The 22,777-nt window shown below is 65.4% G+C and carries 17 protein-coding genes; 5 read left to right on the plus strand and 12 right to left on the minus strand.

Going from position 1 to position 22,777, the window contains the following annotated elements:
* Nucleotides 1-94: 94 nt before the first annotated feature.
* From AC1RQP_RS12735 to AC1RQP_RS12750, 4 genes are all read right to left on the minus strand, one after another.
* Nucleotides 95-991, minus strand: coding sequence for a TauD/TfdA dioxygenase family protein (locus AC1RQP_RS12735; RefSeq protein WP_492937213.1), 897 nt, complete (start codon nucleotides 989-991; stop codon nucleotides 95-97).
* Nucleotides 992-1,126: 135 nt separating this feature from the next.
* Entirely contained in the window at nucleotides 1,127-2,410 is a 1,284-nt protein-coding gene (gene ispG, locus AC1RQP_RS12740; protein ID WP_239628212.1) for a flavodoxin-dependent (E)-4-hydroxy-3-methylbut-2-enyl-diphosphate synthase, read from the minus strand.
* 12 nt (nucleotides 2,411-2,422) lie between these two features.
* Entirely contained in the window at nucleotides 2,423-3,376 is a 954-nt protein-coding gene (locus AC1RQP_RS12745) for a DMT family transporter (protein WP_492937214.1), read from the minus strand.
* 35 nt (nucleotides 3,377-3,411) lie between these two features.
* Complete coding sequence (locus AC1RQP_RS12750) at nucleotides 3,412-3,906, minus strand: Fur family transcriptional regulator (protein ID WP_028176819.1); 495 nt, start codon at nucleotides 3,904-3,906, stop codon at nucleotides 3,412-3,414.
* Between the two features lie 157 nt (nucleotides 3,907-4,063).
* Between AC1RQP_RS12750 and AC1RQP_RS12755 the strand changes: the two genes are divergently transcribed.
* Genes AC1RQP_RS12755 through AC1RQP_RS12765 form a run of 3 tightly spaced genes read left to right on the plus strand, consistent with a single transcriptional unit; the run spans nucleotide 4,064 to nucleotide 7,301 of the window.
* A complete protein-coding gene (locus AC1RQP_RS12755) occupies nucleotides 4,064-4,546 on the plus strand; it encodes a MarR family winged helix-turn-helix transcriptional regulator (RefSeq protein WP_492937215.1) in 483 nt (160 codons plus the stop codon).
* A complete protein-coding gene (locus tag AC1RQP_RS12760) occupies nucleotides 4,539-5,720 on the plus strand; it encodes an HlyD family secretion protein (protein WP_492937216.1) in 1,182 nt (393 codons plus the stop codon). The genes AC1RQP_RS12755 and AC1RQP_RS12760 overlap by 8 nt, the downstream gene beginning before the upstream one ends.
* 24 nt (nucleotides 5,721-5,744) lie before the next feature.
* Nucleotides 5,745-7,301 carry an MDR family MFS transporter gene (locus AC1RQP_RS12765; protein WP_239628218.1) on the plus strand — a complete coding sequence of 519 codons (1,557 nt, stop codon included), beginning with the start codon at nucleotides 5,745-5,747 and terminating at the stop codon, nucleotides 7,299-7,301.
* Nucleotides 7,302-7,376: 75 nt separating this feature from the next.
* On the opposite strand, the gene AC1RQP_RS12770 is transcribed toward AC1RQP_RS12765, so the two are convergent.
* The 5 genes from AC1RQP_RS12770 to pcaF all read right to left on the minus strand — a co-directional run bounded on the left by AC1RQP_RS12770 (nucleotide 7,377) and on the right by pcaF (nucleotide 13,156).
* Nucleotides 7,377-8,441, minus strand: a complete 1,065-nt coding sequence (locus tag AC1RQP_RS12770) for an ecdysteroid 22-kinase family protein (protein WP_239628224.1) — start codon at nucleotides 8,439-8,441, stop codon at nucleotides 7,377-7,379.
* Between the two features lie 76 nt (nucleotides 8,442-8,517).
* Nucleotides 8,518-10,206 carry a methyl-accepting chemotaxis protein gene (locus tag AC1RQP_RS12775; RefSeq protein WP_492937217.1) on the minus strand — a complete coding sequence of 563 codons (1,689 nt, stop codon included), beginning with the start codon at nucleotides 10,204-10,206 and terminating at the stop codon, nucleotides 8,518-8,520.
* Between the two features lie 265 nt (nucleotides 10,207-10,471).
* On the minus strand, nucleotides 10,472-11,074 hold the full coding sequence (pcaG, locus tag AC1RQP_RS12780; protein ID WP_492937218.1) for a protocatechuate 3,4-dioxygenase subunit alpha: 603 nt from the start codon (nucleotides 11,072-11,074) through the stop codon (nucleotides 10,472-10,474).
* Nucleotides 11,075-11,776, minus strand: coding sequence for a protocatechuate 3,4-dioxygenase subunit beta (gene pcaH / locus AC1RQP_RS12785; protein ID WP_239628230.1), 702 nt, complete (start codon nucleotides 11,774-11,776; stop codon nucleotides 11,075-11,077).
* 171 nt (nucleotides 11,777-11,947) lie between these two features.
* Nucleotides 11,948-13,156 (minus strand): 3-oxoadipyl-CoA thiolase, encoded by a 1,209-nt coding sequence (gene pcaF / locus AC1RQP_RS12790; RefSeq protein WP_247800047.1) that lies wholly within the window; start codon nucleotides 13,154-13,156, stop codon nucleotides 11,948-11,950.
* A gap of 215 nt (nucleotides 13,157-13,371) precedes the next feature.
* Between pcaF and mutS the strand changes: the two genes are divergently transcribed.
* Nucleotides 13,372-16,110 carry a DNA mismatch repair protein MutS gene (mutS, locus tag AC1RQP_RS12795; RefSeq protein WP_492937219.1) on the plus strand — a complete coding sequence of 913 codons (2,739 nt, stop codon included), beginning with the start codon at nucleotides 13,372-13,374 and terminating at the stop codon, nucleotides 16,108-16,110.
* Between the two features lie 94 nt (nucleotides 16,111-16,204).
* Here mutS and AC1RQP_RS12800 read toward each other — a convergent pair whose 3' ends face one another.
* The 3 genes from AC1RQP_RS12800 to AC1RQP_RS12810 all read right to left on the minus strand — a co-directional run bounded on the left by AC1RQP_RS12800 (nucleotide 16,205) and on the right by AC1RQP_RS12810 (nucleotide 19,731).
* Complete coding sequence (locus AC1RQP_RS12800) at nucleotides 16,205-17,881, minus strand: methyl-accepting chemotaxis protein (RefSeq protein WP_492937220.1); 1,677 nt, start codon at nucleotides 17,879-17,881, stop codon at nucleotides 16,205-16,207.
* Between the two features lie 372 nt (nucleotides 17,882-18,253).
* Nucleotides 18,254-19,057 carry a hypothetical protein gene (locus tag AC1RQP_RS12805; protein WP_492937221.1) on the minus strand — a complete coding sequence of 268 codons (804 nt, stop codon included), beginning with the start codon at nucleotides 19,055-19,057 and terminating at the stop codon, nucleotides 18,254-18,256.
* Between the two features lie 164 nt (nucleotides 19,058-19,221).
* A complete protein-coding gene (locus AC1RQP_RS12810; RefSeq protein WP_492937222.1) occupies nucleotides 19,222-19,731 on the minus strand; it encodes an OsmC family protein in 510 nt (169 codons plus the stop codon).
* Nucleotides 19,732-19,978: 247 nt separating this feature from the next.
* On the opposite strand from AC1RQP_RS12810, the gene AC1RQP_RS12815 reads away from it, so the two are divergent.
* Nucleotides 19,979-22,768 carry a [protein-PII] uridylyltransferase gene (locus AC1RQP_RS12815; protein WP_239628238.1) on the plus strand — a complete coding sequence of 930 codons (2,790 nt, stop codon included), beginning with the start codon at nucleotides 19,979-19,981 and terminating at the stop codon, nucleotides 22,766-22,768.
* The last annotated feature ends 9 nt before the right edge of the window (nucleotides 22,769-22,777 follow it).

The raw sequence follows: 22,777 nt of genomic DNA on the forward strand, positions 1-22,777 counted from the left end.
GCATGGAAATCCCCCTGATTTGTTTTCGGGAAGATTGGCGCGAGAGCGGGAGAACGTCAACGCGAGGATGATCTCGTGTCCCGGACGCAGCGGATCAAACCGGCCGCTCTCCCTTCACCGTCACGCGCGTGCCCGAGCGCGTGTGCGGCCAGTAGTCCCACATCGCGCGGTGCTGGGTGCAGCGGTTGTCCCAGAAGGCGATGGCGTTCTCGGTCCAGCGGAAGCGGCACTGGAACAGCGGGTTCTCGGCGAGCTGGTAGAGATAAGCCAGCATCGCATCGCTCTCGTCGCGCGGGATGCCGTTGATGTGGCGGGTGAAGCCGCGGTTGACGTAGAGCGCCTTCCTGCCCGTGACCGGATGCGTGCGCACCACAGGATGCTCGGCATGCGGATAGGACGGACGATCGGCGACACCGTAATTGGCGTAGAGCCCGCGATAGATGGGCTCGCCGTCGTGCAGCGCGGTGAGCCCGTCGAGATAGGCCTTCATGCGGTCCGACAGCGCCTCGTAGACCGCGTACATGTTGGCGAACAGCGTGTCGCCGCCGCGTGGCGGGCATTGCCTGATGTAAAGGATCGAGCCCATCGGCGGCTCGAGATCGCAGGACACGTCGGAATGCCAACCCTCGCCATTGGCGCGCGACGAATTCTTGTCGGCGTAGATTTTCATCAAGGCGGGGTCTTCATCCTCGTGCGGCGCGGCGGGATGAAAATGCAGCTCGCCGAACTTGCGTCCGAAGGCGAGATGCTGCTGAGGCGTGATGTGCTGGTCGCGGAAGAAGATGACGAGGTTTTCGGCAAGCGCGCGGTGAATCTCGTCCATCTGCCGGTTGGAGCGGGTGTCGCCCTCGACGAGCGCGCCGATATCGACGCCCGAGATTTCCGCGCCGATGATGGGGGTGAGCTTTTCGACCTGAAGCGTCTCGTATGGTGCGCCGTCTTCAGCCGTGTGGCGATAGCGCGGACCCTGCTTGCCGGCGAGTGAGCTCATGGCGTGTCTCCCGATCGTTGTTGATTGGGAGCATGGTAGCGTGCAGTGATGGATGTGCAATCTGCACTGCAAACACAACCGTCGTTCCGGCGAAGGCGGAACGACAGCGGAGCATGGGGCGCTAGCGGAGCGAAATCACTCCGCCGCGGGCGCCGGCACCTTGGTGCCCTGGCCGTAGCGCTGGTCGATGTAGTCGATCACCAGCGCCTTGAAGTCGGCAGAGATGGTCGGCCCGCGCAGCGTGCGGAACTTCTTGCCGTCGACGAAGACAGGCGCGGCCGGGGCTTCGCCGGTGCCCGGCAAGGAGATGCCGATATTGGCATGCTTGGACTCGCCGGGGCCGTTGACGATGCAGCCCATCACCGCGACGTTGAGCTCCTCGACACCAGGGTACTTCGTCTTCCAGGTCGGCATCTCGTCGCGGATGAAATCCTGGATCGAGCGCGCCAGTTCCTGGAATGTGGTCGAGGTGGTGCGGCCGCAGCCGGGGCAGGCCGCAACCAGCGGCACGAAGGTGCGGAAGCCCATGGTCTGCAAGAGCTCCTGGCCGACCTGCACCTCGCGGGTACGGTCGCCGCCGGGCTCCGGCGTCAGCGAGATGCGGATGGTGTCGCCGATGCCCTGCTGCAGCAGAATGCCGAGCGCGGCCGAGGACGCCACGATGCCCTTCGAGCCCATGCCGGCCTCGGTCAGGCCGAGATGGATGGCGTAGTCGGAGCGCGAGGCGAGATCCTGGTAGACCGCGATGAGATCCTGCACCGCCGAGACCTTGGCGGAGAGGATGATGCGGTCCTTGGGCATGCCAAGCTCTTCGGCGCGCGCGGCCGAGAGCAGTGCGGACTGCACCATGGCCTCGCGCGTCACCGCGCGCACGTCGCGCGGATTGGCCGACGCGGCATTCTCGTCCATCAGCTTGGTCAAAAGCTCCTGGTCGAGCGAGCCCCAATTGGCACCGATGCGGACCGGCTTGTTGTTCTTGTTCGCGATCTCGATGATGTCGGCGAACTGGGTGTCGCGCTTATCCTTGAAACCGACATTGCCGGGATTGATGCGGTATTTCGCCAGCGCCTCGGCGCAGGCCGGATAGGCCGCGAGCAGCTTGTGGCCGATATAATGGAAGTCGCCGATCAGGGGCGTCGTGATGCCGCGCTTGGCGAGGCCGTCACGGATGTGCGGAACGGCGGCAGCGGCCTCCTCACGGTCCACGGTGATGCGGACCATTTCGGAGCCGGCGCGCGCGAGCGCTGCGACCTGGGCGATGGTACCGTCGATGTCGGCGGTGTCGGTGTTGGTCATCGACTGCACGACGATCGGCGCACCGCCGCCAACGGCGACGTTGCCGACCTTGACCTGGGTGGTCCGGTGCCGGGGCGCCGGGCCCGCGACGTCGGAATCGAGGGGATTTTCGAGCTTGTTCATGGGGTCCAAATATCAGGTTTTGGTGACGTTCAGCAATGCATCACGCGGCGCCGCAGCCGCTTGGCTCGGACGGTTAACCAGAAAAAGCCCAGCAATTACAAGGACCGCGGCGGCCCCGAACGTCAGGCTCAAGGTGTCGTGCATGATGAAATAGCTACCGACCACGCCAAACAAAGGGGTGATGAAGGTAAAAGCCGACAATTTGCTGGCCGAATAGGCCTTCACCAGCGCGAACCAAAGCGTGAACGTGGTTCCCACCACCCAGATGGCCTGGAACGCCATCAAGCCGAGCGATAGCGGCGCCGGCATGTGCGTGATCGATTCGCCAAACAGCCAGGCCGCCATCCCCAGGATCGGGATCGAGGTGGCGACCTGATAGCCCAGCGCCTTCTCGGGCGCGGCGAAGCGCAGCCGCGTGCCCTTGGCGACCAGCGTCGTCGCGGCCCACAGCGCGGCGCCACCGACGATCATGAGATCGCCGAGCAGGACATGCGAATCGACATTGGGCTGCGGCACGCCGATCGCGAGGGCGACGCCGGCAAAGCTGATGGCCAATCCCAGCCATTGCGAGCCGCCAAGACGCTCGCCAAGCACTTGATAGGAGCCGAGCGCGACGAAGAACGGCGCTGTGTAGAGGAACACCACGGCACGCGAAGCAGACGTGAAGCGCAAGCCCTGGAAGATCAGCACGAACTCGATGCCGAACATCAGCCCTGCGATCAGGCCGGGTTTCCAGGTGCGGTCGCGTTCGAAGAAATTGACGCCACGCAGGGTGCCGATGATGAACAGCACCGGCAGCGCGCCCATCGAGCGGATGGTGGCCTGGAGCATCGGCGGAATGTCCGGCAGCACCAGCTTCACCGCGATCTGGTTGAACCCCCAGGTCAGGCACAGCATGAGCATCAGGGCAATGGCGCCGGCACTGAGGGGGCGTGCGGCGGAGGGCACGATTTGAGCTGAGGACATTTCTTCCCGAATACCGGCTTTGCGCCGTTGTTGGTCTATGCAGTCTTCTGACAATGGGTGCAGACGCCCGTGATCTCCACCACGGACAATTTGGGAGCGAAGCCCGAGGCGCGCGCGGCCGCGTTGAGATCCCCGGCAAAGGACGCCGACGGGATCTCGCCGACGAGGCCACAGCGCTCGCAGATCAGGAACGCCACAGCCGATGTCGCATCGTGATCATGGGCGGCGCAGGCGAGATAGGCATTGCGGCTCTCGATGCGATGCACGAGGCCGTTGGCCATCAGGAAATCGAGGGCGCGATAGACCGTGATCGGGGCCGGCCGCGCCATCGACTTGGCGAGCTCGTCGATCACCTCATAGGCGCCGAGCGGGCGATGGCTGGAGAGCAGCGCGCCCAGCACCTGACGGCGAATTGGCGTGAATTTCTGCGCGCGCTGCTCGCACACCGCCTCGGCATGCGCGAGCGCATCCGCGGTGCAGCGGCGGTGATCGTGATCGGGCGCGGGAAATACCGGGTTTGCGAGGGTCATGCGGCCGACCTTTTAGCATTTCGGCCCGGGAACCCAAAGCACGACACTGCAAACGGCTGCCAGCCATGCCCGCGCTGCGGGACAGCCACCCGCTAATCCGCCATGAAATAATCATAAGCTTGCTTATGATATGTCCTGCTTATTGGAGACCAAGCTCATGACCCGTGGGTCTGTCGACCAGAACTTCCTGTTCACGCTCGCAGAGCTCTACCGCCTGCTGCGCGTCTATGCCGACAAGGAGGCCTCGCGGTTCGGCATCACCCGCGCGCAATGGGCCGTGCTGGCGAAGGTGGAACGCAGCGAGGGCATGAAGCAGTCGGAGCTCGCCGAACTGCTCGAGGTGCAGCCGATCACGCTGACGCGCATGATCGACAAGCTCTGCGACAACGACTGGCTCGAACGGCGCAATGACGCCTCGGACCGCCGCGTCAAGCGCCTCTATTTGAAGAAGGCCGGCCGGCAGCTGCTCGGCCGGATGACCGGGCTCAGGTCCGAGATCACCGCCAACGCGCTCGACGGCATCAATCCGGCGGAGGCCCACCGTCTCCTCACCCAGCTCGAAGCCATCAAGGAAAACGTGCGGACCGCGATCCAGGCCAGCGGCGCGGAACAAGCGCGTAAGGAGCAGCGCTATGGCTGATCAGGTTCTCAAGTTCCAGCCCGAGCAGAAGAGCGAGGACGGCAAGCCGACGAAGAAGGCCGGCGCCGATCCGCGCCGCCGCCTGGTGGCGGGCCTGCGCCGCTATCGCCGTTTCCTGCTGCTGGTCGTGCTGCCGGTCGTCGTCGCCATCGGCGGCCTCACGCTCTATCTCAATGGCGGACGCTATGTCGGCACTGACGACGCCTATGTCGGCGCGCAGAAGGTGCTGGTGACGCCGGACATCTCCGGCAAGATCCAGAAGGTGGTCGTGAAGGAGGGCCAGCTCGTCAAGCAGGGCGACGTGCTGTTCGAGATCGACCCCGTGCCGTTCCGCCTCGCGGTGGACGAGGCCAGAGCACAGCTGACGCAGGCGCAGACGACTTATGACAATCTCCGCGCCAACATCAAGATCTACGGCGACATGCTCAACCTCGCCCAGCAGGGCGTCGACCTGAAGCAGCGCGACGTCGAGCGCAAGCAGGCGCTGGTGAAGAACAATTACGGCTCGCAGCTCGACCTCGACAACGCAGCGAACGCGCTGGTCACGTCCGGGTCCATCGCGCAATATGTCAGGCAGCAGCTCTCGACGGCGAAGACCCAGCTACTCGGCGATCCCGACCTGCCGCTGGAAAAATTCCCGGCCTATGCGGAGGCCAAGGCCAAGCTCGACAATGCCGAACGCAATCTCGACCACGCCGTGGTGCGCGCCTCGATGGGTGGCGTGGCGACGCAGGTCGAGCAGATCCAGCTCGGCCGCTACGTCGCCGCCGGCACGCCGGTATTCACCATCATCGACGTCGCCCATCCCTGGGTCGACGCCAACCCGAAGGAGAGCGACCTCACCTACGTCACCGAAGGACAACCCGTGACGCTCGAGGTCGACGCGTTCCCGAACCACGTCTTCAAGGGCAAGATCGGCTCGCTCTCGCCGGGCACCGGCGCGCAATTCGCGATCCTGCCGCCGCAGAACGCCACCGGCAACTTCGTCAAGGTGGTGCAGCGCGTGCCGATCCGGATCTATTTCGACGAAACCGACAAATATGTGCGGAAGCTGAAAGCCGGCATGAGCGTCTATGCCACCATCGACACCGGCCACAAGCGCTCGCTGGCCAGCCTGTTCGGCCTGTCGGCGACCGCGGGCCAGGACAAAGACCACGACAACGACCAAGACTAAGAGACTGCGACAAGGCCTGATCCGATGTCCGACGCCAATGCCAGCCTGATGGTCCCCGGCCTGCGCCGGAACATGGTGACGATCTGCGCGATGACCGCGACCGTCATGCAGGCGCTGGACACCACCATCGCCAACGTCGCCCTGCCATACATGCAGGGCACGCTGTCGGCATCGCAGGACCAGATCAACTGGGTGCTGACCTCCTACATCGTCGCCGCCGCAATCATGACGGCGCCGGTGGGCTGGATCGCCAACCGTTTCGGCCGCAAGCGCATCTTCATCATCTGCTCGGCCGGCTTCACCATGGCCTCGGTGCTGTGCGGCCTCGCGCAGGACATCAACCAGATGGTGCTGTTCCGCCTGCTGCAAGGCGTGTTCGGCGCGGCCCTGGTGCCGCTGTCACAATCGGTCATGCTCGATTATTACACGCTCCAGGAGCGCGCCAAGGCGATGTCGATCTGGGGCATGGGCGTGATGATGGGCCCGATCATGGGGCCGTCCCTGGGCGCCTGGCTCACCGAGACCTATTCCTGGCATTGGGTGTTCTTCGTCAATCTGCCGTTCGGCGCGATCACCGTGCTCGGGCTGATCCTCTTCATGGACGAGACCAGGAAGGACCTCAGCCTCAAATTCGACTGGTTCGGTTTCGCCGCGCTGGCGATCGCGATCGGCTCGCTGCAGCTCGCGCTCGACCGCGGCGAGCAACTGGGCTGGCTCGAATCGGGCGAGATCCTGGCGGAGTTCATCGTCTCGGCCGTCGCCTTCTATTTCTTCCTCGCGCACTCGTTCACGACTTCGACCCCGTTCATCCGCTTCGCGCTGTTTCGGGATCGCAACTTCGTCACCGGCTGCGTGTTCATGATCGTGATGGGACTCGTGCTGTTCTCGACCATGGCGCTGGCCTCGCCCTACATGCAGAACGTGATCGGCTATCCCATCATCACCGCCGGCCTGCTGCTGGCGAGCCGCGGCATCGGCACCTTCTTCGCGATGATGCTGGTCGGCCGCATGATGCGTTATTTCGAGGCGCGCACGCTGATCATCTCCGGCCTGACGCTGACCGCGGGCTCGCTGTTCCAGATGACCGGCTGGACCGACCTGACCCAGGTGCCGGAGATCGTCACCGTCAGCGTCATCCAGGGCTTCGGCTTCGGCCTCGTCTTCGTGCCGCTCTCGACCGTGGCGTTCCTGACGCTGTCGAACGAGCTGCGCACCGACGGCACTGCGATGCTGACCCTCTTGCGCAACGTCGCGAGCTCGGTCGGCATTTCCGTCGTCATCGCCGAGCTGACGCAGGGCACGCGGCGGACCTATGCGATCCTCTCCGAGCACGTCAATCCGTTCAACCACGCGCTGCAGATGCCCAGCGTCAGCGGCATGATCAATCTGTCCACCGACGTCGGCCGCGCCATGGCCGACAGGATGGTCAGCGTGCAGGCGCAGATCATTGCCTTCGCGCACGACTACCAGCTGGTGATGGTCTTCATCCTCTGCACCATCCCGCTCGCTTTCCTGATCGGCTCGACCAAGGCCACGCTGCGCAAGCAGGCGGCCGGGCCGGAGCATGCGGTGATGGAGTAGAGTCGACTTCGCGCGATCCCGTGTCCCGGGCGCGGTGCAGCGCATAGCGATGCGCCGCGTCCGGGGCACGAGAGATCACCCCAACAGCTCCTCGCAGCCCAAATCGTCCACCGCCGCAAACACCCGCTCCAGATTGTTCCACCAGATTACCCGCGGGATGTCGATGCTCCACTGCCAGACCGGCCTCGTGATCTGCCAGAGCACCGCCCAGCGATAGTCGCGATCGAGCGCGCCGCGCGTATAGCCGGTGATGCCGCTTTCGATCAACGTATCGTGGTAGACATTGAGCAGCGGGCGTTCGAGTGCCTGCCGGCGTTCCGGATACCAATGCATGGCCATCATATAGGCGAGGTCGTGAGTCGGAACGTTGATGCTCCAAAGATCGAAATCGAAGATGCGCACGGTATCGGCAACGCCCGCGCGCGGCAGCAGGAAATTCCAGATATGAGCGTCGTCATGGGTGATGCTGAGATGACGGCGCGAATGGTAGCGCTGGGATAGCGGTTCCGACTGATCGATGAGACGGCGGTAGAGAATGCGCCGTTGTTCGCTGAGCCGATCACCGAGCAGATCGGCGAAACGATCGTAATGGCCGGCAAAGGTCTCCATACGCTGCGCGCTGTCCTCGGCGCTCGCCAGCGTGCCGACGGTGTCACCAAGATCGGGATGGTCCCACCATGCCGCATGCCAACGCGCGAGCGTCGTGACGATCGCGACCGCCTGACCGCGCGACGGCGGCAGCGGCCATTGGGTCGCGGTCGCATGGCTGTCGGTGAGATCTTCGAGCAGAAGATGCCAGGCAAGGCTCTGCTCGTCGAAATGTCCGTCGAAGCATCGTGGCACGAGTCCCGGCGGCATTCTCGGTGCGAGCTGCATGTAGTAGTCCACCTCGCGCCGGCCGCCATTGGCGAGGCGCTCGGCGAAGGCGGAATTGGGCATCTTGAGGATCAGCGACTGCGGGGCGCCGGCGGATTCGCCGACATAACGCAGGCCGAGACGGATGATATGCGACACGACGGTGTCGCGCTGATGCAGCACCTTCACTTCGCGCACCGCGCCGGCGTCCAGCACGCCGCCCCGGCGCAGCGCGGCCGTCAGTCGGGCGGGCTCAACGACCGCCGGCAATTGTGGAGGTGTCATGAACCACGATGCCCCTGTCCCGCGCCATACTGCACGATCACACTGCCGGGCACCAGCGGCGGAGCTGATGCCGGGCTCAAGCCGCCGCCGTCGAGTCGCGCACGGTGCGCACCACGACCGACCGCAGCTGTTCGAGATTGGCCGCCATCCCGGCGATCGCCTGCCTGACGTCCGCGGCGCGCTGGTTGACGGAGGCGGCGTCGCGGCTGACATCGCCGATCTTGGCCGAGACCTCCTTCGCCGCGGAGGCGGATTCGGAAATCGACCGCGTGATCTCCCGCGTCGCGGCGTCCTGCTCTTCCATCGCGGCGGCGACCGAGGTCGCCACGCCGTCGATCTCGATGATGTGGCCCCCCATGGCCTCGACGGAATCGACCGCGGCCTGCGTCGAGGCCTGGATCTCCGCAATCAGCCGCCCGATCTCCTCGGTGGATTTGGCGGTCTGGTCGGACAGGGATTTCACCTCGGCGGCGACCACCGCGAAGCCGCGGCCGGCTTCGCCGGCGCGCGCCGCCTCGATCGTCGCGTTGAGCGCGAGGAGGTTGGTCTGGCCCGCGATGCCGCCGATGAGATCGGAGACCTCGGCGATCTTCTTCACCGACCCGGCCAGCGCCTGGATGGTCGAACGCGCCTGCTCGCGGCCGGCGACCGCCGATTTGGTGACGGTGCTGGTGCGTGCGACCTGGCTTGCGATCTCGCGGATCGAGGTGCTCAATTCTTCGGCTGCGGCCGAGACGGCCTGCGAGCTGCCGAGGGCCTGCGTGGAGGCCGCCGCGACCGCCTGCGACTGCGCAGAGAGCGATTTCGCGATCTCCGACAGGCCGGAGGCGGCCCGCTCGACGCCTTGCGTCGCCGCGGTCGCGGTGTCGACCGAGCGGCCGGTCTCGCGCTCGACGGTTTCGGCCATCTGGTGCAGGGCGGAGCGCTTGGCAAGCGCCGCCTCCTGCTCCTGCCGCAACTGTTCCTCGCGCAGACGGGAATTCTCGACCGCCGCCTGCTTGAACACCAGAAGCGCACCCGCCATCGAGCCGACCTCGTCCTGGCGGTGCGCAAACGGAATGTCGGCGGCGAGATCGCCGGTCGCGAGCTTCTGCATCGTGTCCGTCATGCGCACGATCGGACGGACCACCCCGAGGGCAACACCGAGCAGGCCCGCAGCGATGAAGGCGAGAACGGCGGCGGAGACGCCAAGGAGGATATAGAGGATGGAGCTGTCGCGGTCCGCGGCCAGCTTCTCCATGGCGGCATTCTGCTTGTTGGCGTTCTCGACGATGCTGTCGATGACGGCGCGATGCGCGGTATAGGCATCCTTAAGCTGCGCATAGGCGCGCTCGGACGCAGCTGCGTCCCTGGCCTTGAGGGCCGGCAGGAGCTGGTCGGACGCCTTCCAGAATTTCTGCACCTCCGCATCGGACTTCGACACCAGCGCGGTCTTGAGGTCGGCCGAGAGGCTGGAGGAGACCCAGAACGCCTTGCGCTCGTCGTAGTCCTTGCGGAGCTGGACCAGGCGCTCGCCATGGGCGGACAGCTGGTCCGGCTCGCGCATGGCCAGCGTCGCCTCGAGATAGGCCTCGATGACATATTCCGGCGGCGGCAGGATGTCGGCGATCAGGTCGTTGCCGAGCTTGATGTCGGAATAGAGCGGGCCGCCGACCTTGAGCTCGCGCAGCGCATAGAGGCTGGTGGAAACAACCGCAGTAAAGCCGATGGCAAGGACGATCCCGAAAGCGACGATCGCGGCCGACAATGACAGACGAATCTTCATGAAATAATCCAGGGCGCGCGCTGAAACCGCGAGGAGCCTAGATCAATATGGTAAATGCGGGATTGCCTCGCGGGAAAGTCTCGAAAGAAAGGCTCCGAAACGCTACGGGAATTGAGCGTCGATCAATCGGATTTGGGTCAGCGGGACTGACGCACGGCGAGCATGGGGACGGTCAGGCCGGATGCAGGGCAACGCCGACCGCGGTTGCGCTGGATAAGAAGCGTGATGCCGACGACCTGGCGACGTCGGCACGTATTCGATTCGCTCAGACCTCGAAGAACACTGTCTCGTCGTCGCCCTGGAGCCGCAGGTCGAGCCGGTAAACCGCCTTGCCGGCCTCGCGCACCGCGGTCAGCGTGGCGCGGCGGTCAGCCGGCACCAGCGCCAGCACGGGATCGGCCGCGTTGCCGGCCTCGTCGCTGAAATAGATGCGGGTGTAGAGATGCCGCAGCATGCCGCGGCCGAACACCGCAAGCAGGATGTGCGGCGCCTGCGGCTTGCCGTCGGGATCCGGCACCACGCCCGGCTTGATGGTGTCGAAGGCGTAGTTGCCGTCCTTGTCGGTGCCGCAGCGGGCAAAGCCGCGGAAGCTCGCATTCGGCAGCGCACGCTTGTCCTGCGGGTCGGCGAAGCGTCCCTGCGCATCCGGCTGCCAGATCTCCAGCATGCAATCCGGCACGGCAACGCCGTCGCCATCGAACACGCGACCCTCGATGCGGATGCGGTCGCCCGACACGTCGGGGGTCAGGGTCGAGTTGGTGAACGCGTCGTTCCAGGCGTATTCGCCGTTCGGCGTCAGGCCGTATTTGAAGAACGGACCGACCGTCTGCGAGGGGGTGATCCCGTTGGATTTCACAGACTCTTGCACTTAATGGCTCTCCATGGGTGTGGCGTTCTTGCCGCGCAGCACGATGTCGAAGCGGTAGCACAGCGCCCATTCGGGCTTTGTGTTCTCGAGATCGAACGACGAGACCATCCGCGCGCGCGCCTTCTCGTCCGGCACCGAGTTGAAGATCGGGTCGAACGGGAACAAGGGATCGTTCGGGAAGTACATCTGCGTCACGAGGCGGGTGACGAAGGAATAGCCGAAGACCGAAAGGTGGATGTGCGCGGGGCGCCAGGCGTTGTGGTGATTGCCCCAGGGGTAGGCGCCGGGCTTGATGGTGACGAAGCGATAATAACCGGAAGCATCGCTCACGGTGCGGCCCGCGCCGGTGAAATTCGGATCCAGCGGCGCCGGGTGCTGGTCGCGGACATGCACGTAGCGGCCGCAGGAATTGGCCTGCCAGATCTCGATCAATGAATTCGGCACGCCACGGCCGTCCTCGTCGCGCACATGGCCGTGCACGATGATGCGCTCGCCGAGCGGCTCGCCGCTGTGCTGGGTGGTGAGATCATTATCGCCCTCACGCACGGTCTCATGGCCGTAGACGGGGCCGGTCAGTTCCGACAGCGTGTGGCGCATCGGGATCAAGGGCTTGCTCGGCGCGCGCTTGATCGAGCTCTTGTAGTCGGGCGACAGCGGCAGCGGATGCGCCTTGTTGCTATCAGTGGGATAGATGAATGCCATGGCGAACTCCTCCCCGGCCATTGTGGTCTGGCCGGTCAACGCTTCGCCGATCATTATAGGATATAACTAATTTGGGGAAGCCGGTTTCGCGGCTTCCCGAAGCTGTCATTCCGGGGCAGCCCGCAGGGCTGAACCCGGAATCTCGAGATCCCGGGTCGGTGCAAGTGCCCGTCAGTTCAGCTTCTCGATCGCAACCGCGACGCCCTGACCGACGCCGACGCACATGGTGGCGAGCGCAAGCTTGCCGCCGCGCTTTTCCATGCCGTGCACCGCGGTGAGCGCGAGGCGGGCGCCGCTCATGCCGAGCGGATGGCCGAGCGCGATGGCGCCGCCATGCGGATTGACGAAATCGGCATCGTCCTTGACGCCGAGCTGGCGCAGGCAGGCTATGCCCTGCGAGGCGAAGGCTTCGTTCAGCTCGATCAGGTCGAAATCGCTGATCTTCTTGCCGAGCCGCTCCATCAGCTTGCGTGTGGCCGGCACCGGTCCGATGCCCATGATGCGCGGCGGCACGCCGGCCGAGGCGAGCCCGAGGATGCGGGCCCGCGGCGTCAGGCCGTGCTTCTTCACCGCGGCTTCCGAGGCCAGGATCATGGCGGCGGCGCCGTCATTGACGCCGGAGGCGTTGCCGGCCGTCACCGTGCCGGGATTGCGCACGATCGGCTTCAGCTTGGCGAGACCTTCCAGCGTGGTCTCGGGACGCGGATGCTCGTCCTTGTCGACCGTGATGGGGCCAGCCTTGCCGCCGGGAATGGTGATCGGCGTGATCTCCTCGGCGAAATAGCCTGCCGCGATCGCCGCACCCGCACGCTGCTGCGAGCGGATGGCGAAGGCGTCCTGATCGGCGCGCGAAACCTGGAATTCCTCGGCGACGTTCTCGCCGGTCTCCGGCATGGCATCGACGCCGTACTGCGCCTTCAGCAGCGGATTGATGAAGCGCCAGCCAATGGTGGTGTCGAAGATTTCGGCGGAGCGCGAGAAGGCTTCCTGCGCCTTGCCCATCACGAAGGGTGCGCGCGTCATCGACTCGACGCCGCCTGCGATGGCGAGCTCGACCTCGCCGGCGCGGATGGCGCGGCCCGCGGCGCCGACTGCATCAAGGCCCGAGGCGCAGAGCCGGTTCAGGGTCTGGCCGGGAACCGAATCCGGCAGGCCCGCCAGCAGCAGCGCCATGCGCGCGACGTTGCGGTTGTCCTCGCCGGCCTGGTTGGCGCAGCCGAAGAACACTTCGTCCACCTGCGCCCAGTCGAGATTGGGATGTTTTGCCATCAGCGCCTTGATGGGGGCGGCGGCCAGATCGTCGGCGCGAACCTTGGCGAGCGAGCCGCCGAAACGGCCGATCGGGGTCCGCACGGCATCGCAGATAAAGACGTCACGCATCGTTGTTCTCCCTGAATGCCGCAGTCCGGCCAAATTCTTCAATGTCGGCGGAGTTTTAGGAGGGCGCCCGCGGCAGGTCAATTGACTGATGCGCGCGTGTTCCGAGGGGGCCGCACGCCGCAAGCGCATGCCACCGTGCGGACAACGTGGAAAACCTCGCCGCTCCGGCCAAAGCGATAGGAGCAGGTGCCGAAATTTTGTAGGTTGCGCCGCCCATGACGATGCAACAGCCGATACCTGTCCCGCCCCCCGAGGACACGCCCGCGCCGCAGGCCGAAGCCGCCGCGCGCGTCACGCCGATGATGGAACAGTACCTCGAGATCAAGGCGGCGCATCAGGGCCTCCTGCTGTTCTACCGGATGGGCGACTTCTACGAGCTGTTCTTCGAGGACGCCGAGATCGCTTCCAGGACGCTCGGCATCGTCTTGACCAAGCGCGGCAAGCACCAGGGCGCGGATATCCCGATGTGCGGCGTGCCGGTCGAGCGCTCCGAGGACTATCTGCATCGTCTGATCTCGGCCGGCCACCGCGTCGCGGTTTGCGAGCAGACCGAGGACCCCGCTGCGGCCAAGGCGCGCGGCAACAAGAGCGTGGTGCGCCGCGGCGTGGTGCGGCTGGTGACGCCGGGCACGCTGACCGAGGACACGCTGCTCGACGCGCGCGCCAACAATTACCTGCTGGCGATCGCGCGCGCCCGCTCCTCCGCTGGCGGCGACCGCTTCGGCCTCGCCTGGATCGACATCTCGACCGCCGAGTTCATGGTGACGGAATGCTCAAGCGGCGAGCTCCCCGCGACGCTGGCACGCATCAACCCGAACGAGGCGATCGTCACCGACGCGCTCTACAACGACAGCGAGCTCGGACAGACCCTGCGCGAGCTGCCGGCGGTGACGCCTCTGACCCGCGACGTGTTCGACGGCGCGACCGCCGAGAAGCGGCTGTGCGACTACTTCGCCGTCGCGACCATGGACGGGCTCTCCCAGCTCACGCGCCTGGAGGCCACCGCCGCGGCCGCCGCCGTCACCTATGTCGACCGCACCCAGGTCGGCAAGCATCCGCCGCTGTCGCCGCCCGCGCGCGAGGCTTCCGGCGCGACCATGGCGATCGATCCGGCCACCCGCGCCAATCTCGAGCTGACGCGGACGCTGGCCGGCGAGCGCCGCGGCTCGCTGCTCGACGCCATCGACTGCACGGTGACCTCGGCGGGTTCGCGCCTGCTCGCACAGCGTCTGGCGGCGCCGCTGACGGATGCCCCGGCGATCGCCCGCCGGCTCGACGCGGTCAGCGCCTTCGTTGCCGATTCCGCGGCGCGCGAGGACATTCGCAGCATATTACGCGGCGCACCCGACATGTCGCGCGCATTGGCTCGGCTCTCGGTCGGCCGCGGCGGACCGCGCGACCTCGCCGGCATCCGCGACGGCATCATCGCCGCCGACCAGGTGCTGACGCGGCTCTCCGAACTGGATGCGCCGCCGCAGGAGATCACGGCGGTGATGGCGGCGCTGCAAAGGCCGTCGCGCGAGCTCGCATCCGAATTTGCCCGTGCGCTCGACGAGCAGCTGCCCCTGATCAAGCGCGACGGCGGCTTCGTTCGCCCGGGCTATGAGCCAGCCCTCGACGAGGCGCGGAACCTGCGCGACGCCTCACGCCTCGTGGTGGCCTCGATGCAGGCGCGCTACGCCGACGACACCGGCGTCAAGGCTCTGAAGATCCGGCACAACAACGTGCTCGGCTATTTCGTCGAGGTCACGGCCCAGCACGGCGACAAGCTGATGTCGCCGCCGCTGAACGCGACCTTCATCCATCGCCAGACGCTGGCCGGGCAGGTGCGCTTCACCACCTCCGAGCTCGGCGAGATCGAAGCCAAGATCGCCAATGCCGGTGACCGCGCGCTGGGCCTCGAGCTCGAGATCTTCGAGCGGCTCTGTGCGAAAGCGCTCGAGATCAGCGACGATCTGCGTGCTGCGGCGCAAGGTTTTGCACTGCTCGACGTCGCGACCTCGCTCGCCAAGCTAGCCGTCGACGAGAACTATGTGCGGCCCGAGGTTGACGGCTCGCTCAGCTTCGCCATCGAGGCTGGCCGCCATCCCGTGGTGGAGCAGGCCTTGAAGCGCAACGGCGAGCCGTTCATCGCCAATGCCTGCGATCTGTCGCCTGCGCCAGCGCAGAAGTCCGGTCAGCTCTGGCTGCTGACCGGCCCGAACATGGCGGGTAAGTCGACCTTCCTGCGCCAGAATGCGCTGATCGCGCTGATGGCGCAGATGGGCAGCTTCGTGCCGGCCACGCGCGCGCGGATCGGCATCGTCGACCGCCTATTCTCGCGCGTCGGCGCCGCCGACGATCTCGCCCGCGGCCGCTCCACCTTCATGGTCGAGATGGTCGAGACCGCGGCGATCCTGAACCAGGCCGGCGAGCGCGCGCTGGTGATTCTGGACGAAATCGGCCGTGGCACCGCGACCTTCGACGGCCTCTCGATCGCCTGGGCCGCGATCGAGCATCTGCACGAGAGCAATCGCTGCCGGACGCTGTTCGCGACGCATTATCACGAGCTGACCGCGCTCGCGGCCAAGCTGCCGCGGATGTTCAATGCGACGGTGCGGGTCAAGGAATGGCAGGGCAACGTCGTGTTCCTGCACGAGGTGCTGCCGGGCTCGGCCGACCGCTCCTACGGCATCCAGGTGGCGAAACTCGCCGGCCTGCCGCCGGCGGTGATCACACGCGCCAAATCCGTGCTCTCCAAGCTGGAGGCGCAGGACCGCGGCCAGACCGCGCGAGCCTTGGTGGACGACCTGCCGCTGTTCGCCGTGCCCTCGCGCGCCGCCGCGGAAGCCGCGCCGCCGAGCGAGGCCGAGTTGCTGATGGAGGCGGTCAAAGCGCTGCACCCTGACGAGATGTCGCCGCGCGAAGCGCTGGATGCGCTCTATGCGTTGAAGGCCAGGCTGCCGAAGCAATAGTGGTATCGTAGCCCGGATGAGCGAAGCGACATCCGGGGACGTATGTCCCGCATATCGCTGCGCTCATGCGGGCTACAAATGCAGGCTGGATACCCTACGCCCTCGACGCGATCGCCGCGGCCTCGGCGGCCGCGCGCTGCATGCTGGTCGACATCTCGTTCGTCACCGTGCTCTGCTCCTCGATCGCTGCGGCGGTCGAGGTGACGTACTCGCTGACATTGTTGATCGCCTGCTTGATCGAACCGAGCGCGCTGACGACGTCGCCGGAAATGCTGTTGAGGCTGCCGATCTCCTCGCCGATCTTGTCGGTGGCCTGCTTGGCCTGGTTGGCGAGGCTCTTGACCTCGGAGGCGACCACCGCGAAGCCGCGGCCAGCCTCGCCGGCGCGGGCCGACTCGATCGTGGCGTTGAGCGCGAGCAGGTTGATCTGCCCGGTGATGTTGTTGATCATCTCGACGATGCCGCTCATCGCCTGCGCAGCCTCGGTGAGGCGTTGGGCCTGCGCGTCGGCGGAGGAGACCTGTTCAACCGCGCTCATCGCGGTTTCGCGGGATTTGGTCATCGCCTCGGAGATCTCCCGCACCGAGGCGTTGAGCTCCTCCGAGCCGGCGGCGACCGATTCCATCATGCCGCGGACGCGCTCGTTGCCCATGCGGACCAGCACCTGCCGCGTGGTGTCGGTGGCGTATTTCACCACCTTGAACGGCCTGCCGTTGAGATCGAGGATCGGATTGTAGGAGGCCTGGATGTAGACTTCCTTGCCGCCCTTGCCGATGCGCTTGTATTCGGCCGCCTGGTATTCGCCGCGATTGAGCGCGGCCCAGAACTCGCGATAGCCGGCGCCATCGCGCTCGCTGGGATCGACGAACATGCTGTGATGCTGGCCCTTGATCTCGGCCAGCGAATAGCCGAGCGCGCCGAGGAAGTTGGCATTGGCGGTGACGATCGTGCCGTCCATGTTGAACTCGATCACGGCCTGGGCCTTGTCGATGGCGGCGATCTGACCGGCGAGATCGGCATTCTTCAGCTTCTCCGCGGTCACGTCGGTTGCGAACTTGACGACCCCGTACGGCCTGCCGTTTTCGTCGAGCAGCGGATTGTAGGAGGCGAGAATCCAGACCTCGCGGCCACCCTTGGCGATCCGCTTGAACTCGCCGGCCTGATAGTCGCCGCGGTTGAGCGCGGCCCAGAATTCGCGATAGGCCGAGCTGTTGCGTTCGGCCTCCGCCACGAACAGGCTGTGATGCTTGCCCTCGATCTCCGCCAGCGAGTAGCCGAGCGTCTTGCAGAAATTCTCGTTGGCCGTGACGACGGTGCCGTCGAGCTTGAATTCGATGACGGCCTGAGCGCGGCTGATGGCGGCGATCTTCGACGCATCCGTCATGCTCCGGATCTTCTTCGCAGTGATGTCGGTCGCAATCTTGGCGACCATCACCGCCTTGCCGTTGCCGTCGAGCACCGGATTGTAGGAGGCTTCGATCCAGACCTCGCGGCCGTCCTTCGCGATCCGCTTGAACTCGCGCGCCTGATACTCGCCACGGTTCAATGCAGCCCAGAACGCCTTGTACTCGGCGGTGTCGCGCTGGTCGGCCGGCACGAACATGGAGTGATGCTTGCCCTGAATCTCGTCGAGCCGATAGCCGAGGGCGTCGAGAAAGTTCTTGTTCGCCGTGATGATCGAGCCATCGAGATTGAATTCGATCATGGCCTGCGAACGGCCGATGGCGTCGAGCCGTGCCTGTGCATCACTGTGGGACTTGCGACCGAACATCAAGGAATCTCCATCTCGAAATAGCGTGGACGGCTCGTAGGGGAAGTAACAGTTGCAGCGGCACAGCCGTATTCAAATCGACAATTCCCGCGCGTCCCTGCACTTTGATGCAGCCCGGACGAGTTCGCGCTAACGGCAGCGGACGCGGGTACGCTGGTTTATTCGTAGATGAAAAGCGCGAAGAAAGTTCTAATAGATCTGTCGGAAACCGGCGGGAAATCGGAGCGATGCTCTACGCATCGAAGATCAACGGCAATCGCGGCTGCGATTTGAAATGACGCATCTCGATCAATGGCTTGTGCGTACGCCGCGCTGTACTGGACATTTCTGGGCCGGCGTTTGCGCGACGCGATGACGCTCCGTTCCGTAGTCTCACGGAGACCGCGCCTTCCGCATGACGCGTCCACGCTGCCACAGCGTCAAGTTCCACAGCACGCAGGTTGCAAGGGCAAGAGAAAGACCTGTCGCCGATCCGAATTGCGCCACCGCAATGTGCATGATGGCGATCGCCATGCCGAAGCCGAGCAATCCCCAGGCGGAGTTGGCAAGCACCGCGGCCGTCGGCGGGCCGCCGATTCGCGGGTGCAGGATCACCATCATGCTGGTGAACACGACCGGAAACAGCGCGATGATACCGCTGATCCGCGGGCCGACCCATCCTGACGTCGAGACCACGATGGCGACGAGGGTTGCGACCAGCGCCGCCCGCATCGGCACGTCGTACCAGCGGCGCGTCACCAACGGCATCTTCACGTGGCGATACCGCGCCAGCAGTGGGATGCAGATGCCGAACGCGATCAGGTTGGCGGCAAGCCCCGCGGCGAGCGACCAGTCGAACTGGCGGATGATCGATGCAAGCACGATCCAGACCGCGACTGCGCTTCCACAGCTCACCACGAGATTGTGCCGCTGCGACAGCACGACATAGGTGAGACACATGAAAATCGTCGCCGCATTGACCGGCAGGCTCGCCAGCGCACCCTGCGCGATGAAGGCGGCGTCATGATCGATCGCGAGGAAGACGTAGGATGGACCGGCCGATACCGGCAGGGTCGCAACCAGCGCGCCGATCACGGGCCCCGCGCGTTCGGTGATGATCGACGCCGACACCACGAACGCCGCCGCGATCGCCATGCGCAGGAAGAGGAAGAGGATGAAGTGGAGGTCGAGGGACATTTTTGTTTTGTCGTCCCGGACAAGCGCAGATCCGGGACCCATACTCACAGGCTTCGCTGTGTTAAGCAGTTTTAGTGGTCAGTTCGGCGATACAATCGGCGCTAGGGATTCTGGGTCCCGGCGTTCGCCGGGACGACACCGATTGTGGAGTAGCGACCTTCGCCTTACATCCGCTGCATCGACACCGACACCTTGGGGCCGTTCTTGATGGTCTGATAGACCACGCAATAACGCTCGGTGAGCTTGAGCAGCAGGTCGAGCTTGTCCTGCGGCGCGTCGGTGTCGACCTCGAAGCGCAGGCGGATCTCGGCGAAACCGACCGGAGTCTCCTTGTCGATGCCGAGCGTGCCGCGGAAGTCGAGATCGCCCTCGGCGTAGACGTTGCCGGTCTTGAGCGGCACCTCGATCGCGGTCGCGACCGACTTCAGCGTGACGCCGGCACAGGCGACCAGCGCTTCAAGAAGCATGTCGCCGGAGCAGAGCTCGAGGCCGGAGCCGCCGGTGCCCGGATGCAGACCGGCCATTGCGATGGCGCGGCCCGTCTCGACCTTGCAGGCGATGCCTTCGCTGTCGGTGGAGCCCTTGGCCTTCAGCGTGATCAGCGCGGCCTTGGGATCGTTCCTGTAGCGCTCCTTGATCGGGGCCTGCATCTGGCGCAGTTGGACAGCGTCCATCTTGTTCTCTCCCGGCATGTCGTTCCTCACGAGCGGTATAGAAGGCGGCCGGTTTCGTGTCAGCTCATGATTGATGGGATCTGCCATGAGCGACCGGAATCGAGCCAAAAACAAACGTATTTTCATGATGTTACGCTCAAATCACGAGCAGCGCCACAGACTGTCCGATCTGCATGACCGAGTTCATCGGTCGCTGGCTTGCGAATGTCTCGTGACAGCGCCTGTCACCTCTTATATCCGGAGAGACATGGACAGCATCGCAACTGAGCAGAAGGCCGGGGTGGACGATCGTTTCGACACCGCGCGGATCACCGCCGCGGTCGATGCGCTTGCCGAACAGTATCAGGGACGCGAGGACGCGTTCCGTACGGCGATGGCGCAATTGCTCAAGGCGGAACTTATCGCGGCGCGCGCCGCCGCGCAGGCGATCCTCTTGAAGGACCGCCACGGCCGGCGCTGCGCCGAGCGGCTGTGCCACGTGCAGGACGAGATCATCCGCATCCTGTATTCGGCGGCGACGCGCCATCTCTACCGCTCGCCGATCCCGAGCGGCGCCGAGCGCATGGCGGTCGTGGCCACCGGCGGCTATGGCCGCGGCCTGATGGCGCCGGAATCGGACATCGATCTGCTCTTCATCCTGCCCTACAAGCAGACCGCCTGGGGCGAGCAGGTCGCCGAGGCGATCCTCTATTGCCTCTGGGACATGGGGCTGAAGGTCGGTCACGCCACCCGCTCGGTCGACGAATCGATCCGGCAGGCGCGCGGCGACATGACGATCCGCACTGCGATCCTGGAGACGCGCTTCCTCACCGGCGACAAGCCGCTCTATGAGGAGCTGGTCGAGCGCTTCGACAAGGAAGTCGTGCAGGGCACCGCGTCGGAATTCGTCACCGCAAAGCTCGCCGAGCGCGAGGAGCGGCACCGCCGCGGCGGCCAGTCGCGCTATCTGGTCGAGCCCAACGTCAAGGACGGCAAGGGAGCCTTGCGCGACCTGCACACGCTGTTCTGGATCGCCAAATACGTCTACCGGGTGCGCGATACCCACGAGCTGGTCGCGCGCGGCGTGTTCGACGCACAGGAATATCGCAGCTTCCGCCGCTGCGCCGATTTCCTCTGGTCGGTCCGCTGCAATCTGCATTTCTATTGCAACCGCGCCGAAGAGCGCCTCTCCTTCGACCTCCAGCGCGAGATCGCGATCCGGCTCGGCTATACCTCGCATCCCGGCATGCAGGACGTCGAGCGCTTCATGAAGCACTACTTCCTGGTCGCCAAGGAAGTCGGCAACCTCACCGCCATCCTCTGCGCCAAGCTCGAGGACCAGCAGGCCAAGCCCGCCCCGGTGCTGAGCCGGATGATGGCGCGCTTGCGACCGACCGCGGCGAAGCGGCGCGTCCCTGACAGCGACGACTTCATCGTCGACAACAACCGCATCAACGTCGCCGCGCCGGACGTGTTCAAGCACGATCCGGTCAACCTGATCCGCATCTTCCGCCTCGCGCAGAAGAACAACCTCGCCTTCCACCCGGATGCGATGCGCGACGTGACGCGCTCGCTCGGCCTGATCAACGCGGGCTTGCGCGAAAATCCCGAGGCCAACCGGCTGTTCATGGAGATCCTGACCTCCGACAACGCGGAGATCGTGCTGCGGCGGATGAACGAGACCGGCGTGCTCGGCCACTTCATCCGCGCTTTCGGCAAGATCGTCTCGATGATGCAGTTCAACATGTATCATCACTACACCGTCGACGAGCACCTGATCCGCTGCATCGGCTTCCTCCAGGACATCGAGCGCGGCGGCATCGAGGAGTTCGCGCTCGCCAGCGACCTCATGCGCAAGTCCCGGCCCGAGCACCGCGCGGTGATCTACATCGCGACATTGCTGCACGACGTCGCCAAGGGCAGGCCCGAGGATCACTCGATCGCCGGGGCGAAGGTCGCCCGGCGGCTGTGCCCGCGGCTCGGCTTCAGCCCTGCCGACACCGAGCTCGTGGCGTGGCTGATCGAGGAACATCTGACGATGTCCACGGTCGCGCAGTCGCGCGACCTCTCGGATCGCAAGACCATCGAGAATTTCGCCGCCGTGGTGCAGTCGGTCGAGCAGATGAAGCTCCTGACCATCCTGACCACGGCCGACATCCGCGGCGTCGGCCCGGGCGTGTGGAACGGCTGGAAGGCGCAGCTCTTGCGCTCCCTGTACTATGAGACGGAACCGGTGCTCACAGGCGGGTTCTCGGAGGTCGACCGGGGAAAACGCCTTGCGGCCGCCCACGCCGAATTCCGCATGGCCTTCGCCGAATGGCCGAAGGACGAGCTCGACGCCTATATCGCCCGGCACTATCCCGCCTACTGGCTCAAGGTCGAGCTGCCGCGCAAGATCCGCCACGCCCGCTTCGTCCGCTCCAGCGAGCAGGCCGGCCACAAGCTGGCGATCAATGTCGGCTTCGACGAGGTGCGCGGCGTCACCGAGCTGACGATCTTTGCCGCCGACCATCCCTGGCTGCTGTCGATCATCGCGGGCGCCTGTGCCTCGGCCGGCGCCAACATCGTCGATGCCCAGATCTACACCACGACCGACGGCCGCGCGCTCGACACGATCTCGATCTCCCGGGAATACGACCGCGACGAGGACGAGGGTCGGCGCGCCACGCGCATCGGCGAGATGATCGAAGACGTGCTGGAGGGCAAGCTGCGCCTGCCCGAAGCCGTGGCGCGGCGCACCGTACGCAGCAAGGCGAAGCCGTTCGTGATCGAGCCGGAAGTGACCATCAACAACCAGTGGTCCGACCGTTACACCGTGATCGAGGTCTCCGGCCTCGACCGGCCCGGCCTGCTCTACGAGCTGACCACGGCCATCTCCAAGCTCAATCTCAACATCGCCTCGGCCCATGTCGCGACCTTCGGCGAGCGCGCGCGCGACGTGTTCTACGTCACCGACCTCCTGGGCGCGCAGATCAACGCGCCGACGCGGCAGGCCGCGATCAAGAGTGCGCTGACCCATGTGATGGCCGGCGACAAGGCGGTGCAGCCGGCGGCGTGATCGCAGGGA

Source organism: Bradyrhizobium sp. GW821-FHT13H06 (assembly GCF_058803975.1).

What these genes read in the sequence shown, in the direction of transcription:
- AC1RQP_RS12765 (WP_239628218.1), top strand. Translation starts at nt 5,745, where the DNA reads ATGTCCGACGCCAATGCCAGCCTGATGGTCCCCGGCCTGCGCCGGAAC.
- pcaH (WP_239628230.1), bottom strand. Translation starts at nt 11,776, where the DNA reads ATGGCATTCATCTATCCCACTGATAGCAACAAGGCGCATCCGCTGCCG.
- AC1RQP_RS12750 (WP_028176819.1), bottom strand. Translation starts at nt 3,906, where the DNA reads ATGACCCTCGCAAACCCGGTATTTCCCGCGCCCGATCACGATCACCGC.
- mutS (WP_492937219.1), top strand. Translation starts at nt 13,372, where the DNA reads ATGACGATGCAACAGCCGATACCTGTCCCGCCCCCCGAGGACACGCCC.
- AC1RQP_RS12735 (WP_492937213.1), bottom strand. Translation starts at nt 991, where the DNA reads ATGAGCTCACTCGCCGGCAAGCAGGGTCCGCGCTATCGCCACACGGCT.
- AC1RQP_RS12755 (WP_492937215.1), top strand. Translation starts at nt 4,064, where the DNA reads ATGACCCGTGGGTCTGTCGACCAGAACTTCCTGTTCACGCTCGCAGAG.
- AC1RQP_RS12775 (WP_492937217.1), bottom strand. Translation starts at nt 10,206, where the DNA reads ATGAAGATTCGTCTGTCATTGTCGGCCGCGATCGTCGCTTTCGGGATC.
- AC1RQP_RS12770 (WP_239628224.1), bottom strand. Translation starts at nt 8,441, where the DNA reads ATGACACCTCCACAATTGCCGGCGGTCGTTGAGCCCGCCCGACTGACG.
- AC1RQP_RS12745 (WP_492937214.1), bottom strand. Translation starts at nt 3,376, where the DNA reads ATGTCCTCAGCTCAAATCGTGCCCTCCGCCGCACGCCCCCTCAGTGCC.
- AC1RQP_RS12760 (WP_492937216.1), top strand. Translation starts at nt 4,539, where the DNA reads ATGGCTGATCAGGTTCTCAAGTTCCAGCCCGAGCAGAAGAGCGAGGAC.
- AC1RQP_RS12800 (WP_492937220.1), bottom strand. Translation starts at nt 17,881, where the DNA reads ATGTTCGGTCGCAAGTCCCACAGTGATGCACAGGCACGGCTCGACGCC.
- AC1RQP_RS12810 (WP_492937222.1), bottom strand. Translation starts at nt 19,731, where the DNA reads ATGGACGCTGTCCAACTGCGCCAGATGCAGGCCCCGATCAAGGAGCGC.
- AC1RQP_RS12805 (WP_492937221.1), bottom strand. Translation starts at nt 19,057, where the DNA reads ATGTCCCTCGACCTCCACTTCATCCTCTTCCTCTTCCTGCGCATGGCG.
- ispG (WP_239628212.1), bottom strand. Translation starts at nt 2,410, where the DNA reads ATGAACAAGCTCGAAAATCCCCTCGATTCCGACGTCGCGGGCCCGGCG.
- pcaF (WP_247800047.1), bottom strand. Translation starts at nt 13,156, where the DNA reads ATGCGTGACGTCTTTATCTGCGATGCCGTGCGGACCCCGATCGGCCGT.
- AC1RQP_RS12815 (WP_239628238.1), top strand. Translation starts at nt 19,979, where the DNA reads ATGGACAGCATCGCAACTGAGCAGAAGGCCGGGGTGGACGATCGTTTC.